Here is a 15726-nt window from a genome sequence, read left to right on the forward strand (position 1 = left end):
GGTAGCGTCCGCCTGAAACCTTTCCGCAGGAAAGCTCGCTTCGGAAGCATGGGCAGTGTTTGGATTTCCACCGTGACTATATAAATTGAACTTAAATACTAGAGATAAGGAAAAGGAGCAATGGAAGGGGATTTTGGAACTGGAGGAACGGTAGTGTCCGCCTTTGTCTTCGGATTTCTACCGCTAATAGCGGTATTGATCAAGAAATCTGAAGACAACAGCGGCCGGAAGTCCAAATATTCACCGTAGTAGCGACTGATCCTGTACTCTAAAACCTTAAGTTCAATCTATATAGCGGTTTAAATCAGGAAATCCAAACCTAACAGCGGCTGAAAGTCCAAACATTCGACGCAGTTACGGGCATCACCGAGTGAAGCCATTCGCATGAACAATTCCGCCAGCGAAGCGCGTTGGACTCCAGAAATGCCTAAGTCCAATCAGCCGCCCGGCGCAAACACTTATTTTTGAAAGGTGAAGTGAACCATATGATCGATGCTAACGTGAAGCAAGACCTGCGTGAAATAGGCAAGAAACTAACCAACCTTAGGGGGTCTCTTTGACTTAGATCTGAAGCAGGAGATGATCGCAAACTTTGAGGAGAAAATGGCTGCTCCCGGATTTTGGGATGATCCCGAGAAGGCGCAAGGTGTGATCGGCGAGATGAACGCGGTAAAGTCCAGCGTGGATCAGTATGAGAAGCTGCAGCAGGATTATGAAGATGCCGCAATGATGGCTGAGCTTGCCGATGAAGAAGGCGATGACGCCCTGGCAGCAGAGATTGCCGGAACCATCCGCAGTGTGGGCAGTAAAGTCGATGAGTTCGAGCTTCAGCTGTTGCTGAACCAGCCGTATGACAAGCTGAATGCAATTCTGGAGCTGCACCCGGGTGCTGGCGGAACGGAATCCCAGGATTGGGGACAGATGCTGCTGCGGATGTATACGCGGTGGGCGGAAAAGCACGGATTTAAAGTAGAGGTGCTCGATTATCTGCCGGGTGATGAAGCGGGGATTAAGAGTGTTACACTGCTGATCAAGGGTTTTAATGCCTATGGCTATTTAAAGACTGAAAAAGGGGTCCACCGGCTGGTGCGCATTTCACCGTTTGACTCTTCCGGAAGACGCCATACTTCTTTTGTCTCCTGCGATGTCGTTCCGGAAATAGCCGATGATGTAGAGGTGGATATCCGTACAGAAGATCTGAAGATCGATACGTACCGGGCCAGCGGCGCAGGCGGTCAGCATATCAATACAACCGACTCTGCCGTGCGGATTACCCACTTGCCGACAGGTGTAGTGGTAACCTGCCAGAACGAGCGCTCGCAGATCAAAAACCGGGAACAGGCAATGAAAATGCTCCGTTCCAAGCTGTATGAGCGCAAATTACAGGAACAACAGCAGCATCTGGATGAGATCCGCGGCGAGCAATCTGAAATTGCCTGGGGAAGCCAGATTCGCTCTTATGTATTCCATCCCTATAGCATGGTAAAGGATCACCGTACTTCCGTGGAAACCGGAAATGTCGGAGCGGTCATGGACGGCGATTTAGATCTGTTCATTGACGGGTACTTGCGGAGCCAAATCAAAACAGAGGTTGAATAAGCGGAACTGTATTCCTACGCGTCTTCGGAGGTGTAGGAATTTTTGTGATGCAAGAATGAAATGCCTGTAATTCCCGCAAAGTAGTTGAAATGCTCTGGAACAACAACTTGACTTGGCGGCGATATATAAGCAAGATCACATCTTAAGGAGAAAAGGCATACATGCAAAAAATCAATTCACGCAACAAGCCCCCGTTGATCCCGCTGAACGGGCCGCTGCGCCATACCGTAGATATTGTGCTCATCCTGGTCGGGTCGCTGATTACCGCGCTTGCTTTTAATCTGTTTTTCTTGCCGAACCAGATTGCATCCGGCGGGGTTTCGGGATTGTCCGTACTTGCCGAAGCCTGGTTTCATGCAGAGCCGGCATTTACGCAGTGGGCGCTGAATATCCCGCTGTTTGTGCTGGGGATCATTTTTCTCGGCAAGCAATATGGAATCCGCTCCTTGCTGGGGAGCTTTGTGCTGCCGCTGTTTATTTTCCTGACCAAAGATGGGCCTGTTCCTACAACGAACCCGCTGCTGGCTTCAATCTATGGTGGTATTGGCGTGGGGCTGGGTCTGGGTCTGGTTTTCCGCGGGCGCGGTTCGACAGGTGGTTTGACCATTCTGGCGCAGATTATCCAGAAGATAACCGGGTTCAGCTTCTCACTCTCCGTTGTGCTGCTGGACGGCACGGTCATTACGCTGGCTGCTTTTGTACTGGGGATGGAGCAGGCGATGTACGCATTGATCGGGCTGTTCGTTACAGGCAAGGTAATCAACGCGCTGGAGGTAGGCTTTAGTACGACCAAGGTTGCGTATATTATTTCGGATCAGACGGAAGAGATATCGCAGGCGATCTTAAACGACCTGGACCGTGGTCTGACTAAGCTGAAGGCTGAGGGCGGATATACCGGCGACAATCGTACGGTTCTCATGGCAGTTGTCGGGCAGAACGAGATTACGAGGCTGAAGGCCATTGTCCGCTCGGTCGATCCGGGGGCGTTTGTCATTATAACGGAGGCTCATGAAGTATTGGGCGAAGGCTTTAAAAGAGAAGCATAGATTTTTCCTTAGGGGAAGCTCAACGCTTCTCTTTTTTCTTAGATATCGGGTCACGGGCTGCGGTGGAAATCTAAAAATGCTTGGAATAAAGTTGACGCAACGTGTTGTATTTATATTAATTCGGACGTATAATAATACATATTTGCAGGACGGTATTCATTCAATTCATGAAGCAGGAAGTGGGGATGACAGTGGAAGGCAAGCTGAGAGCGGCAATTGTCGGATCAACGGGTTATGGAGGCGTGGAGCTGATTAGGCTGCTGCAGAACCACCCTGATATAGAGGTTACGTCAGTGATCTCCTCATCGAGTGCGGGCGAGCCCATTGAGAATGGATTCCCCCACTTAACGGGAATTATCCAGCGCAATCTGGATGGTGTCGACCCGGCAGAGATCGCCGGAAGGGCGGATGTCGTGTTCACGGCTACACCATCGGGAGTCAGTGCGAAGCTGGTGCCGCAATTGCTGGAGGCAGGACTGAAGGTCGTCGATTTATCGGGTGACTTCCGGCTGAAAGACGGTGCGGAGTATGAGCAGTGGTATAAGCATCCGGCTCCCCCTCAAGCTTACCTGGAGCAGGCGGTCTACGGCTTATGTGAGGTATTCGGGGAACGTGCCGCCGGCGTGGATTTTATCTCTAATCCGGGCTGTTATCCTACGGCAACACTGCTGGGGCTGATTCCGGCGCTGAAGGCAGGCTGGATTAAGCATGACAGTATCATTATTGATGCAAAATCGGGAGTTTCCGGGGCAGGGCGCGGAACGAGTCTGATGGTCCATTTTGCCGAGATCAATGAGAATCTCAAAGCCTATAAAATCAACAAACACCAGCATATTCCCGAAATTGAGCAGGTGCTCACGGAGATTGCCGGAGAGAAGGTAACTGTAACGTTCACTACGCATCTGGTTCCGATGAACCGGGGGATTATGAGTACGATGTATGCCGGGATGAACGGAAATTATAGCGAGCAGGATTTTGTGGAATTATACCGTGAGTATTATGAAGGCAGACCGTTTGTCCGCGTCCGCGGGGCTGGCGTAGTTCCGGCGACGAAAGAAGTCAGCGGCTCCAACTACTGCGATATCGGGTTTGCCACAGATGCCCGTACAGGTCGGGTTACCATAGTGTCCGTGATTGACAACATCGTTAAGGGCGCAGCAGGGCAAGCGATTCAGAACCTGAATTTGATGATGGGATGGGAGGAAACCCGTGGCCTTGGCTACACGCCTGTGTATCCGTAAGGTTCAGCGGTCAAACATACAATGAATGAGATTAAAGCTTATACCGTCGTGGAAGGCGGAAGTATAACTGCACCGAAGGGATTTACCTCTGGAGGGCTGCACTGCGGCCTCAAAAAGACCGACCGCAATGACCTTGCGGCCATCCTTTGCGAGGTGCCTGCCACCGCTGCTGCTGTCTATACGACCAATGTATTTCAGGCTGCTCCGCTGAAGGTGACACGGGAAAGTCTGGCAAACGGGGTGTTGCAGGCAGTAATTGTAAACAGCGGAAACGCCAATGCCTGCACCGGTGAACAGGGAGAAGCCGATGCCTACGAAATGCGCGCCGCTGCTGCACGTCATCTCGGTGTGAATGAGCTGGATGTTGCGGTTGCTTCTACCGGGGTAATCGGTGAGCTGCTGAAGATGGATTGTGTACGCAGCGGAATTGCCGGACTTCCGGAGAAGCTGGATGGGGGAGCGGCTGGTGCGGAGGAATTCTGCCAGGCTATTTTGACTACCGATCTGGTGAAAAAAGAATGCTGCGTGAAGGTACTGGTCGGCGGCGAGGAAGTTACAATTGCCGGAGCGGCTAAAGGTTCGGGAATGATTCATCCCAATATGGCCACGATGCTGGGCTTCATGACCACGGATGCGGTCATTGATGGGGAAGCTCTGCTGACCCTGCTGCGCACAGCTACCAATTCAACATTTAATATGATCACGGTGGATGGAGATACGAGCACCAATGATATGCTGGTAGCGATGGCCAGCGGTCTGGCCGGCAATGAGAAGCTGACGCGGCTGCATCCGGATTGGGACGCTTTTGCCGCTGCATTTATACATGTCTGCAAGACGTTGGCCAAGGCAATTGCCCGTGACGGCGAAGGTGCAACGAAGCTTATTGAGGTGCAGATCAGCGGGGCGGTCCATGACGAGGCTGCAGGTGCGATTGCCAAAACGGTGGTCGGCTCCAGTCTGGTCAAATCGGCGATATTCGGTGCGGATGCCAACTGGGGACGAATCATTGCTGCGGTGGGACGCGCTGGAGTGCCTGTATCACCAGAGCGTGTAGACATTTCGCTGGGAGAGATTGAGGTGCTGAAGCAGTCGCGTCCGGTTGCTTTTGATGAAGAGAAGGCACTTCACTATTTGCAAAAGAGCGATACGATATTGATTACCGTAGCTTTATCTGATGGGGATGGTACGGCTACAGCCTGGGGCTGTGATCTCACTTATGATTATGTGCGGATCAATGCGGCCTACCGTACCTGACCAACCTGTTGCATAAGTCCATGGGAAGGATACCGATACTATGACCGATGAACGTATAGAGAAGAATAAGGCCGGCGGGCTGTTCGTGATGAAATGCGGCGGCAGTACGCTGGCGGCATTGCCTGACTCTTTTTTTGAGGATTTAAGAGAGTTGCAGAGCAGCGGTGTGAAGCCTGTGATCGTTCACGGCGGCGGCCCGGCGATCTCCGGAAATCTGGCGAAGCTGGGTATTGAGAGCCGTTTCGTGAATGGCCTGCGGGTGACGACCGAGGAAGTGCTGGATGTGGTGGAGATGACCTTGGCCGGGAGTATCAACAAGGCGATTGTCCGAAGAATTCAGGGCAGCGGCGGGCAGGCAATTGGCCTATCCGGTGTCGACGGGAATCTCATCATGGCCAAACCGGTAGCGAACAGCGATGAAGTGGGCCAGGTCGGTGAAGTAACCGGGGTCAAAGCAGAGATCATCAAGGGTATTCTTGATTTGGGCTATATTCCTGTAATTGCTCCTATCGGTGTGGATGCAGCAGGCCAGCGCTACAATATTAATGCGGATACAGCAGCCGGAGCGGTGGCTTCTTTTGTGGAGTCGCCCAAAATGATTGTAGTGACGGATGTTCCGGGCATTATGCGTACAGTGGAAGGACAGAAGATTGTGCTTCCGTCGGTGACGGTGGCGGAGATTGAAGAATTGATCGAAAGCGGCGAAATCTACGGCGGGATGATTCCTAAAGTGCGGGCCGCGATGGACTGCATTCAAGGCAGTGTGTCAGAGGTCGTTATTGTGGACGGCAAGGAGCCGAAAGTGCTTAGCCGGGTGCTGCAGGGCGAATCGCTGGGAACGAGAATAATTTCTTCCTAATATAAGTTGAACAAAAGAACTACCTAGAGGCAAAAGCAGCGGAGGGGAAGTTTGGAACTGTAGGAGCGACAGCGACCGCCTTTGTCTACGGATTTCTACCGCTAAGAGCGGTATTGTTCAAGAAATCTGTAGACAACAGCGGCCGGAAGTCCAAACATTCACCGCAGTTGCGTTCTATGCCGGATCGGTAAATCTAAATTTCAACTTATGTAGCTGAATTTGATAGAATGCAAGAGAAGATGTACTGCACAGCCGCATTCTGATTGGAATCACAAAATTACAGCGCTGCCGGAATACCGGAAGCAGCATGGTGGGAGAGTGACTAAGAATGAGTAAGCTAACGCAAGCGGAAAAGGATTCTTTGACAGGGGCAACGGAAAACCGTTCAGCGGAACTGGAGGATCAGGGGGCTGCTCCTGCCAAGCTGGGTGCGGTATTCCCGTCCTACGCCAGATATGACATCAGTCTGGTCAAGGGCAAAGGCAGCTGGGTATGGGATGATCAGGGCAATAAATATCTCGATTTCATGTGTGGTCTGGCTGTGACCAGTCTGGGGCACGCTCCGGAGAAAGTTGGCGCGAAGCTGAAGGCGCAGATTGATACGCTATGGCATGTGTCGAACCTGTTCCACATTCCGGGCCAGGACCGGGTAGCTGCGCTGCTTACGGGCAACAGCTGTGCGGATCAGGTGTTCTTTTGCAACAGTGGAGCAGAAGCGAATGAGGCTGCGATCAAGCTGGCCCGCCGCTATCACCAGAAGGTAAAAGGCACGGGGCGTTATGAGGTCATTACGTTCGAGCAATCCTTCCATGGCCGCACATTGGCGACACTTACGGCTACCGGCCAGCAGAAGGTTAAAGAAGGCTTCCTGCCGCTTCCGGCAGGCTTTAAGACGGTGCCTTTGCATGATCTTCCGGCGCTTAAGGAAGCGATCTCCGAGAATACCGCAGCCATTATGCTGGAGATGGTGCTGGCGGAAGGCGGCGTGCTTGAGGTGCAGCAGGAGTTCCTGGACGCAGTGGTGGAACTGTGCAAGGAGCATGGTCTGCTGCTGATCGTCGATGAAGTGCAGACCGGCATGGGCCGTACCGGCAAGCTGTTTGCACATCAGCATTACGGCATTGAGCCGGATATTTTCACTTTGGCCAAAGGTGTGGCCAGCGGTTTTCCGGCGGGGGTTATGCTGGGCAAAGGCTATTTGCGCGAAGCCTTCAGCCCGGGCAGCCATGCGAGCACCTTCGGGGGCACGCCGCTTGCCGCAGCGGTAATGGAAGCGACCATCGAGACGATGCTCGAAGATGAGCTGCCGCAGCGCGCAGCCGAAATGGGCCAGTACCTCACCGGATTGCTGGGAGAGAAGCTGGCAGATACGCCGTTTGTGAAGGAGATTCGCGGCAAAGGCTTGTTGATCGGCATCGAATGCCAGTCGCCGGTAAGCGATATTGTGCTGGCCGGACAGAAGCAGGGATTGCTGTTCGTACAGGCCGGACCGAATGTGATTCGGCTGCTGCCTAATTTATATGTAAGCAAAGAGGAGATCCACCAGGCGGTGGACATCCTTTCCGAACTAATTCATACTTATGCTAACAAAGAAAACGGGGAGGCAGGTTCATGAGCCAGGGTGTACAAAACGCTGCGAATACAATCGCACAGCAGCTCAAAGGCCGTGATTTACTGGAGCTGAACGATTACAGTCCGGAAGAAATCACGTATTTGATTGATTTGGCCATCGAGCTGAAACAGAAGCAAAAGAACGGCGAGGTCTACCAGCCGCTAAAGGGCAAGACGATCGGGCTGATCTTCGAGAAATCCTCAACCCGCACACGCGTTTCATTTGAAGTGGGGATGTATCAGCTGGGCGGACATGCGCTTTTCTTAAGCAAAAATGACATTCAGCTCGGACGCGGAGAAACGGTCGGCGATACGGCGCAGGTAATGTCCCGTTATCTTGACGGCATCATGATCCGTACCTTTGGCCATGATAAAGTGGAGGATCTGGCACGTTATGCCTCAGTCCCTGTAATCAACGGACTAAGCGACCTGGCTCATCCTTGCCAGGTGCTGGCCGATTACCAGACGGTCTATGAGCACAAGGGTAAGCTTAAAGGGCTGAAGCTGGCTTATATCGGCGATGGCAACAACATGGCGCATTCCCTGCTGATCGGCGGAGCCAAGCTGGGTGTGCATGTCTCCATCGCCGGACCGGAAGGCTATGAGCCGGATGCCGCTGTCGTCGCGGAAGCGCGGGAGATCGCCAAGGAGACCGGCTCTGTCATCGTCATTACCCGCAGTCCGCAGGAAGCGGTACAGGATGCCGATGTCATCTACACGGACGTGTGGGCGAGCATGGGCTTTGAGGCCGAGCAGCTGGCCCGCGAAGCGGCGTTCAAGGACTACCAGGTCAATGATGAACTGGTCAAAGGCGCGAAGAGCGACTACCTGTTCCTGCACTGCCTGCCGGCCCACCGCGAGGAAGAGGTCAGCAGCGGTGTAATCGACGGTCCGAATTCGGTCATCTTTGACCAGGCTGAGAACCGCCTGCATGCGCAGAAGGCCCTGATGGCCGCGCTTATGGGCTAATTAATTTAGCCTTAGGTTTAGAGTGAATAAAGATTGATCTTGCAAGGGTCTTGCTTGGTCTTATACTATATAAAACACTATACAAGATGAACTGTTATAAATAATAGGGTGAAAAGGAACGAAGGGGAAGTTTGGAACTGTAGGAGCGTAAGCGTCCGCCTTTGTCTCCGGATGTTAACCGCTATAACGGTATAATCAAAAACATCTGGAGACAACAGCGGCCGGAAGTCCAAACATTCTCCGCAGTGACGACCAGAACCCGATTGTTGTATAGTAGTTCATCTTATACCCCCCACACGAAAGGAAGTTGCTTCTTCATGGCTAAAGAAAAAATTGTACTCGCCTATTCCGGCGGACTGGATACCTCGGTCATTCTAAAATGGCTGAAAGAAACCTATGACGCGGAGATCATTGCTTTTACAGCCGATATCGGCCAGAAGGAAGAGCTGGATGGTCTGGAGGAAAAAGCACTGGCGACCGGCGCCTCCAAAGTCTACATTGATGATCTGCGCGACGAGTTCGCGAATGACTTCATCTACCCGATGTTCCAATCGGGCGCACTTTATGAAGGACAGTACCTGCTGGGCACCAGCATTGCCCGTCCGCTGATCGCCAAGCGGATGGTGGACATTGCGATCGCTGAAGGCGCTACGGCCATTGCCCATGGCGCAACAGGCAAAGGCAACGACCAGGTACGCTTTGAGCTGGGTGTAGCTGCACTGGCTCCGAACATCAACGTTATCGCACCTTGGCGGCTCGAAGAGTTCCGCAACCAGTTCCCGGGCCGTGCAGAAATGATCGCTTATGCGGAAGCCAACGGAATTCCGGTACAGGCCTCAGCGGCAAAACCGTATTCCATGGACCGCAATCTGCTGCATATCAGCTATGAGAGCGGCGTGCTGGAGGATCCTTGGTTTGATCCAAGCGCACCGGAGAACAAGGGAATGTTCCTGCTCAGCAACGCGCCGGAGGATGCTCCGGACGAGGCGGAATATTTGGAGCTTGATTTCCTCAAAGGCGATTGTGTTGCGCTGAATGGCGAAGCTTTGACCCCGCTGCAAGTCATGGAGAAACTCAATGAACTGGGCGGCAAGCACGGTATTGGTCGCGTAGATATGGTGGAGAACCGTTTTGTCGGTATGAAGAGCCGCGGTGTGTATGAAACTCCGGGCGGAACGATCCTGTTCACGGCACACCGCAAGATGGAGTCCATCACCATGGACCGTGAAGTGATGAACCTGCGCGACAGCCTCATTACCCGTTACAGCACTTTGGTATATAACGGCTTCTGGTTTGCGCCTGAACGTCTTGCTCTACAGGCTCTGGTCAAAGAAAGCCAGCAGAACGTGACTGGTACGGTGCGTCTCAAGCTCTACAAAGGCAATATCATCGGTGCCGGCGTCAAGAGTCCGGTCAGCCTGTACAACCCGGATATCGCGACGATGGAAGCTGATCCTACACAAGCTTATGACCAAGGCGATGCCACAGGATTTATCCGTCTGAATGCCCTGCGTTTGAAGGTTTCAGCAGGTGTAGCGGAATCCAAGAAGTAGAGTATTTTAACCGCGCGGCGGTATTAGTCAAGAAATAAGTTCAGCTTAATTAAGCAGACATCCGAAGGCCGTTCCTCCCGTCAGGACAGGAGCGGCCCTTCTGGCGTCAACAGAGGAGGAAAAAACAGGTGAGCAAGCTTTGGGGCGGACGTTTTACCAAAGGAACAAACAAGCTGGTGGAGGAATATACGGCTTCCATCGGGTTCGATAAGGCTTTGGCCGAAGAGGATGTGCAGGGCAGTCTGGCCCATGTCACAATGCTGGGCAAATGCGGGATTTTGCCGAAGGACGATGTAGAAACGATCAAGGCGGGTCTGAATAAGGTGCTGGATAAGGTTCGGGCGGGAGAGATTGTTTTTTCCGTAGCGGATGAAGATATCCATATGAATATCGAAAAGAACCTGATTGAGGAAATCGGTCCAGTCGGCGGGAAGCTGCACACCGGACGCAGCCGCAACGATCAGGTGGCGACCGACATGCATCTATACTTGCGCAATCGGGTAGTAGAGCTGGTTGGGCTGCTGCATGAACTGCAGGAAGCGCTGATCGGCCAGGCGAAGGATAATGTGGAGACGATTGTTCCCGGTTATACACATTTGCAGCGGGCACAGCCAATCCTGTTCGCCCATCACCTGCTGGCTTATGTGTCGATGTTCCGCCGGGATGCGGAGCGCCTGACGGACAGCTATAAGCGGATCAATGTACTGCCGTTGGGAGCGGGCGCGCTGGCGGGAACTACATTCCCGATTGACCGCCATTTTGTAGCGGAACAGCTTGGCTTCGACAGTGTGTACGAGAACAGCCTGGATGCAGTCAGCGACCGTGACTTTATCGTTGAGTTTCTGGCGAACGCCTCGTTGATCATGACCCACCTGTCCCGGCTAAGCGAGGAGCTGGTGCTGTGGAGCAGCACGGAATTCAGCTTCGTGGAGCTGGATGATGCCTTCTGTACCGGCAGCAGTATTATGCCGCAGAAGAAGAATCCGGATGTGCCGGAACTGGTGCGGGGCAAAACCGGCCGCGTCTACGGCAACCTGATTGGCCTCCTGACCGTACTGAAGTCTCTGCCGCTGGCTTACAACAAGGATATGCAGGAAGACAAGGAAGGCATGTTCGATACAGTAGCCACTCTTACAGGGGCGCTGCAGCTGTTTGCACCAATGATCTCCACCATGAAGGTGAATAAGGGGCGGATGCGTGAAGCGGTGAATACCGACTTCTCCAACGCGACCGATATTGCAGACTTCCTGGTCGGCAAAGGCTTGCCTTTCCGCCAGGCCCATGAAGTCATTGGCAAAACCGTACTGTTCTGCATTAACGAAGGGAAATTCCTGCTCGATCTGACGCTGGAGGAATTCAAGCAATTCTCGCCGCTGTTCGACGAGCAGATCTATGCAGTCCTGCAGCCGGAAGCAGTGGTGGATGCGCGCAACGTGTACGGCGGCACAGCCACTGTGCAGGTGAAAGCAGCGATTGGACGGGCAGAGGCTTCCTTGCTTGAGGCCAATAAATGGGTAGTGCAGCATGGGAACGCCGCTGAATAGTTAACTTTTGGCCAACGCATCATCGAAAGAGCTTAAATCAAGAAAGACTGTCTTCAGCCGTATCTTAGGATGCGGGAGGACAGTCTTTTTTCTATATTAGGGGAATGTCTCTGCATTGGCAGAGAAAAGCCTATTTCGATAATGGCAGCCAGGCCAGCACATCGCGGATCTTGGTGTCCCAGTAGCCCCATTCATGTTCACCCGGGCCTTCCTCATAAGTGAGGGGCAATGACGTCTTGCTGCAGGCTTCACGGAAGGCCTGATTATCCTCGTACAGGAAATCATCGGTGCCGCAGCATTGGTAGAGCAGCGGTTTGGGTCCCTTCGAGCCGTCAACTTCTTGAAGCAGCCACAATAAGTCATCCGGAGTGCCTGCGATGTCTTTCTTGCCAAAGATCAGTTCGTACTCTTTACTTTTCTTCGAGGCATCTTCCGAGTTCAAGAAATGATGGGCCATATCGAGTGCCCCCGACAGACTTGCAGCAGCGGCAAAAACCTCCGGCTTGCGCAGACCCAGCTTGATCGCCCCATAACCACCCATTGAGAGGCCAGCCACGAAGTTATCCTCACGTTTCGCTGACAACGGGAAAAAGGAGCGCGCCAGCGCAGGCAATTCCTCACTGATAAACGTCCAGTAATTGCCCCCTGAGGCCATATCCGTATAAAAGCTGCGATGTACCTGCGGCATAACCACAGCAATCCCCAGTTTCGCTACATACCGTTCGATTGAAGTCCGGCGCAGCCAGATGGAGTCATCATCAGACAAGCCATGCAGCAAAAACAGCGTCGGGTGAAGATCACCCCGTTTTACATTGCTGAGCCCGATCTGCGTAGTGGTTTGCTGCGGCAAAATGACAGTCATCGAAGTGTTCAGTCCCAATACTTCTGAATAAAATTTGCATTCTATTAAAGCCATAATTCACTCCTCCTCTCAGCCAAATAATACCACAGCGCAAATCCGATATACATCCTCGGCGGAGCTTTTTTTGTGCTTGCCGGACATAATTCCGTTTTCATAAGAAGCGGGATTGGGTATTTTAGCTTACGGGACACCGTAAGCTATAAAGTAGCTATCGCTTTTTAAAGACAATGAAGGAGGCGTTTAAAGGATGAACAAGAAGTGGATCATCGGTTCGTTAGCTCTCTCCTTGGGGCTGATGTCTGCGGGAAGCGGGGCACTGGCGGCTTCACTGCCGCTCTCGAATACAGGAGTAAAAAGCGTGGCCGTAGTGGCACCGGGAAAAGAGGGGCCGGTACTGATCAATAATTTGACAGTCAATAGCGTGGTTCCGCTGGTGGCCCATGCCAAAGCTTTGTATACGTATACGCATCGCGGAGGAAGTGCATATATGCCGGAGCTTTTTCAGTATAATGCTATGGAATACCGGTTTCTTTCCAGTGATCTCGGAACGAAGCAGAAACTGCTCAGTTACATAAAACGTGCGTATACCCACAAGGCGGCAGCTTATTATGTACAGAATCAATTTCTGGAGTATAAGGGGAGAATGGCGCAGGTGAATGCCGACATGGGCAATTTGCTGCAATATGAGAAGGCTAAGGCCAGAATGATCTCAAAAGACACAGCCTCGGCGGTGTTCGAGCTTAGTGTGCCTTATCCCGAGGGCCAGGGACCAAATGAGACTGTAATAGTCAACCTGAAGAAAGTGAACGGGTACTGGAGGATTGACACGTCACCGGACATTCTTTTCTAAGAGGCAGTGAAGTGGGTTTGCTATTCGGGCTGAGGTAGATCTGAAGGGTAGACAACACCGGCGAACTTGCCGTTGCTCGTAATAATAATGCAATCATTTCTCATAGGCTCGGGGCGGTTCATTGCTTCAGCCCGCACGTTGTCTGGGGAGGCGGAGATGTCTGTAATCAGCGGCTTGCGGTTCATCAGCTTGGTTATAGATTCTCTGTAGAAATGATCCATGCCCAAACGTCCGGTGGCTTTCAAAAAGAAGCGCTCGCACATCAGCAGGCCAACAGGTTCATTCACGGAGTTGCAGACGACAATGCATTTGGATTCTGGATGCTGAAACATGACACGCAGCGTTTCACGGCAGGTGCGGGAGGCGTAGACGGCAGGAGCGCTGCGGACGACGGAGGGCAGCCCGGATGCAAGTATTGTGCTCATAGTAATTCATCCTTTCCGATGTTAGTTTACTGTCAGTGTAACGTCATACTATTAACTGTGGTGGCGCTGTAGATTATCAGAGTGTAAAATGGATATAAACGGGCGTGCAACGAATGCTTCCTTATACTTCCCAAAAAGACGGTCAGAGCATCCGCTGCTGACCGTCTTTTTCGAATTTCCGTAATGTCCGCCAGTAAAGGGAAGGCTCACTGCTGTTGACTGCTGCGTACGCCATCCTCAACCAGTTGCTTTTTGGGTGATTCCGGCAGGGTGGATTTGCTCATGCCGCCGCGGTTGATGGCGATGACCCGTTTTTGCGCCGGATAGACATCGCGTGAGAGCTTTGTCTTCTCTACGGCTTTGCCATCCTCATAGCGGGTAATATAGGTCTCAACCACATAGCCGGTTTTGCCGTTCTGCAGTACCCGTGTTCCGCCGGGAGGCAGCGAGGAGTCGCCTACATACTTATCGGTCGGCGGCAGCACCTCCACAGTCTGGGAGTGGACAGCATAGGAAACGTTCTTCGGGAACGTTCCGAACAGCTTTACAGTTAAGGTGCGCCCTTGTACCGCAGCTTTAATAATCAAGTATTTACCGGTGTTGTTGCGGAAGCGGAAATTGATGTAGCCCTGGGCGAAAGTTGCATCCTGTCCCTTGGGCAGATAGCTGACCGGCAGCGAATGATTGCGCCGCTCCACAATTTCCAGCCCCGAGCGGAGTGCGGCGTTGTAGAGGGTGCTGGAGACCTGGCAGATTCCACCGCCAGTGCCGGGCTGCAGCTTTCCGTTCACAATGACCGGTGCTTCACGGAAGCCGTATTCAACCTGAGCTTTTTCAATCGCTTTACCGTAATCGAACACAGCGCCCGGCGGGAGCATTGTACCGTTGACGGCTTTGGCGGCGGCTTCTACGTTAAAGGACCGCCCGGGTCCGCTTGTACCGAGTGAAGTGCTGAATTGGGTGATTTTCCGTTCAATCCCCTGGTCTTTCAAAGCCCTAAGTGTGACTGCAGGCTCCTGGACGGCCAACGGCACTTCAAGAGTGATTCCCTTGCCCTGCAAAGAATCTACGGTACTGAGTCTGGTTGGCAGGGCTGCCCGGAGGGCAAGCTCCAGTCCGTGCCAATCCACCTCGTAGGAGGTCTTCTCTGGTGTATAGACTACCCGGTCATCCTCAGTAATCCGCCGCGTGGCGTCAACGGGAATGCCAAAAGACTCTCTTTCCCAGGCCGGGCTTAAGCTGTTCTGGAGCTGGCTGATCTCCAGATGGGCACCGAAGCTCCAGCTGCGGGGGAAACTCCGGCGGGCGCGCACCCGGTCCAAGAGTCTTCCTTCTGTCAGCTCCTTCAGTCCCCGGAGGAAATGTTCCGCTTCGTAGGTCATTCCCGCTTGCTTCAGCGTGAGGGTCAACTCCGTATTACCCTCCGCCTTCAGGATAAGAGGGACCGCCTCCAGCGCCTCCAGCCGCGTATTTAATCCGTTGCGGACCTCGCCGATGTCCATTCCGCCGATGTTCCAGCCTGCCAAATAGGTGTCCTTCGGAATGGTTTTCTGGCTCCCATATAAATGAAGCGCTCCTGTGAAAAGAGAACCGGCAAGGATGAGCCCGATCAAAGCGATAAGCGCAGCGTGGATTTTTTTCATGAAAATTCTCCTTCTGGGGGCGGATTGGCGCTTGAAGCGGCGCGGGCCATAGTAACAATGCTAGTAGTAACAATGCTTAAAGAACGGTTTCTTTAACCGATATATATGTACAGGGGACAACAATCACGCTTTTATATATGTATATGTGCGGCTCCGGCAAAACTTTCGGGTACTCAATCGGTTACGGATTTGTTACAATAGATACGCCTGCGATAATAATGCAGTTTATGGAAGCTCCCGCTGTTTACTGTCGAAAGGCAGGGGCCGGAG

The 15726-nt window shown here is 52.7% G+C and carries 14 protein-coding genes; 11 read left to right on the forward strand and 3 right to left on the reverse strand.

From position 1 onward, the window contains the following. The first annotated feature begins 120 nt into the window (after positions 1 to 120). The 10 genes from NYE29_RS12865 (at position 121) to argH (ending at position 11676) form a co-directional block, all read left to right on the forward strand. Positions 121 to 249 carry a hypothetical protein gene (locus NYE29_RS12865; protein ID WP_340896302.1) on the forward strand — a complete coding sequence of 43 codons (129 nt, stop codon included), beginning with the start codon at positions 121 to 123 and terminating at the stop codon, positions 247 to 249. Between the two features lie 236 nt (positions 250 to 485). Next, a protein-coding gene (gene prfB / locus NYE29_RS12870) for a peptide chain release factor 2 (protein WP_340896303.1) occupies positions 486 to 1599 on the forward strand; the annotation gives its coding sequence in 2 pieces (ribosomal slippage) (positions 486 to 557 and positions 559 to 1599; 1113 coding nt in all). Between the two features lie 161 nt (positions 1600 to 1760). Further along, the gene (locus tag NYE29_RS12875; RefSeq protein WP_076109619.1) at positions 1761 to 2645 is read left to right on the forward strand and encodes a YitT family protein; all 885 of its coding nucleotides are present in this window, start codon (positions 1761 to 1763) and stop codon (positions 2643 to 2645) included. Between the two features lie 167 nt (positions 2646 to 2812). After that, positions 2813 to 3886: an N-acetyl-gamma-glutamyl-phosphate reductase gene (gene argC, locus NYE29_RS12880; RefSeq protein ID WP_445322164.1), complete on the forward strand. Its 1074-nt coding sequence runs from the start codon at positions 2813 to 2815 to the stop codon at positions 3884 to 3886. A 21-nt stretch (positions 3887 to 3907) separates the two neighbouring features. Next, positions 3908 to 5140: a bifunctional ornithine acetyltransferase/N-acetylglutamate synthase gene (gene argJ / locus NYE29_RS12885; RefSeq protein ID WP_340896304.1), complete on the forward strand. Its 1233-nt coding sequence runs from the start codon at positions 3908 to 3910 to the stop codon at positions 5138 to 5140. A 40-nt stretch (positions 5141 to 5180) separates the two neighbouring features. Beyond that, a complete protein-coding gene (gene argB / locus NYE29_RS12890; protein WP_340896305.1) occupies positions 5181 to 5999 on the forward strand; it encodes an acetylglutamate kinase in 819 nt (272 codons plus the stop codon). Positions 6000 to 6327: 328 nt separating this feature from the next. Then, a complete protein-coding gene (locus NYE29_RS12895) occupies positions 6328 to 7614 on the forward strand; it encodes an aspartate aminotransferase family protein (protein WP_340896306.1) in 1287 nt (428 codons plus the stop codon). Then, the gene (gene argF, locus NYE29_RS12900) at positions 7611 to 8579 is read left to right on the forward strand and encodes an ornithine carbamoyltransferase (RefSeq protein WP_340896307.1); all 969 of its coding nucleotides are present in this window, start codon (positions 7611 to 7613) and stop codon (positions 8577 to 8579) included. The genes NYE29_RS12895 and argF overlap by 4 nt, the downstream gene beginning before the upstream one ends. 317 nt (positions 8580 to 8896) lie before the next feature. Further along, on the forward strand, positions 8897 to 10132 hold the full coding sequence (locus tag NYE29_RS12905; protein ID WP_038597293.1) for an argininosuccinate synthase: 1236 nt from the start codon (positions 8897 to 8899) through the stop codon (positions 10130 to 10132). Positions 10133 to 10260: 128 nt separating this feature from the next. Beyond that, the gene (argH, locus tag NYE29_RS12910) at positions 10261 to 11676 is read left to right on the forward strand and encodes an argininosuccinate lyase (RefSeq protein ID WP_076109614.1); all 1416 of its coding nucleotides are present in this window, start codon (positions 10261 to 10263) and stop codon (positions 11674 to 11676) included. A gap of 130 nt (positions 11677 to 11806) precedes the next feature. Here the strand turns inward: argH and NYE29_RS12915 are convergent, their stop codons facing one another. After that, positions 11807 to 12592, reverse strand: coding sequence for an alpha/beta hydrolase (locus tag NYE29_RS12915; protein ID WP_340896308.1), 786 nt, complete (start codon positions 12590 to 12592; stop codon positions 11807 to 11809). Positions 12593 to 12785: 193 nt separating this feature from the next. On the opposite strand from NYE29_RS12915, the gene NYE29_RS12920 reads away from it, so the two are divergent. Further along, positions 12786 to 13388 (forward strand): DL-endopeptidase inhibitor IseA family protein, encoded by a 603-nt coding sequence (locus NYE29_RS12920; RefSeq protein ID WP_340896309.1) that lies wholly within the window; start codon positions 12786 to 12788, stop codon positions 13386 to 13388. Between the two features lie 20 nt (positions 13389 to 13408). Here NYE29_RS12920 and NYE29_RS12925 read toward each other — a convergent pair whose 3' ends face one another. Beyond that, entirely contained in the window at positions 13409 to 13813 is a 405-nt protein-coding gene (locus NYE29_RS12925; protein ID WP_340896310.1) for a hypothetical protein, read from the reverse strand. Between the two features lie 206 nt (positions 13814 to 14019). After that, complete coding sequence (locus NYE29_RS12930; RefSeq protein WP_340896311.1) at positions 14020 to 15456, reverse strand: VanW family protein; 1437 nt, start codon at positions 15454 to 15456, stop codon at positions 14020 to 14022. Positions 15457 to 15726 lie beyond the last annotated feature (270 nt).

It is taken from the genome of Paenibacillus sp. FSL M7-1046 (genome assembly GCF_038007405.1).
Taxonomy (GTDB): Bacteria; Bacillota; Bacilli; order Paenibacillales; family Paenibacillaceae; genus Paenibacillus_AQ.

Bases quoted from the DNA above. Each gene is read 5' to 3' on its own strand.
- NYE29_RS12895 (WP_340896306.1), top strand. From the start codon at position 6,328: ATGAGTAAGCTAACGCAAGCGGAAAAGGATTCTTTGACAGGGGCAACG.
- NYE29_RS12925 (WP_340896310.1), bottom strand. From the start codon at position 13,813: ATGAGCACAATACTTGCATCCGGGCTGCCCTCCGTCGTCCGCAGCGCT.
- NYE29_RS12905 (WP_038597293.1), top strand. From the start codon at position 8,897: ATGGCTAAAGAAAAAATTGTACTCGCCTATTCCGGCGGACTGGATACC.
- NYE29_RS12920 (WP_340896309.1), top strand. From the start codon at position 12,786: ATGAACAAGAAGTGGATCATCGGTTCGTTAGCTCTCTCCTTGGGGCTG.
- NYE29_RS12865 (WP_340896302.1), top strand. From the start codon at position 121: ATGGAAGGGGATTTTGGAACTGGAGGAACGGTAGTGTCCGCCTTTGTC.
- argC (WP_445322164.1), top strand. From the start codon at position 2,813: ATGAAGCAGGAAGTGGGGATGACAGTGGAAGGCAAGCTGAGAGCGGCA.
- NYE29_RS12875 (WP_076109619.1), top strand. From the start codon at position 1,761: ATGCAAAAAATCAATTCACGCAACAAGCCCCCGTTGATCCCGCTGAAC.
- argF (WP_340896307.1), top strand. From the start codon at position 7,611: ATGAGCCAGGGTGTACAAAACGCTGCGAATACAATCGCACAGCAGCTC.
- argB (WP_340896305.1), top strand. From the start codon at position 5,181: ATGACCGATGAACGTATAGAGAAGAATAAGGCCGGCGGGCTGTTCGTG.
- NYE29_RS12930 (WP_340896311.1), bottom strand. From the start codon at position 15,456: ATGAAAAAAATCCACGCTGCGCTTATCGCTTTGATCGGGCTCATCCTT.
- argJ (WP_340896304.1), top strand. From the start codon at position 3,908: ATGAATGAGATTAAAGCTTATACCGTCGTGGAAGGCGGAAGTATAACT.
- NYE29_RS12915 (WP_340896308.1), bottom strand. From the start codon at position 12,592: ATGGCTTTAATAGAATGCAAATTTTATTCAGAAGTATTGGGACTGAAC.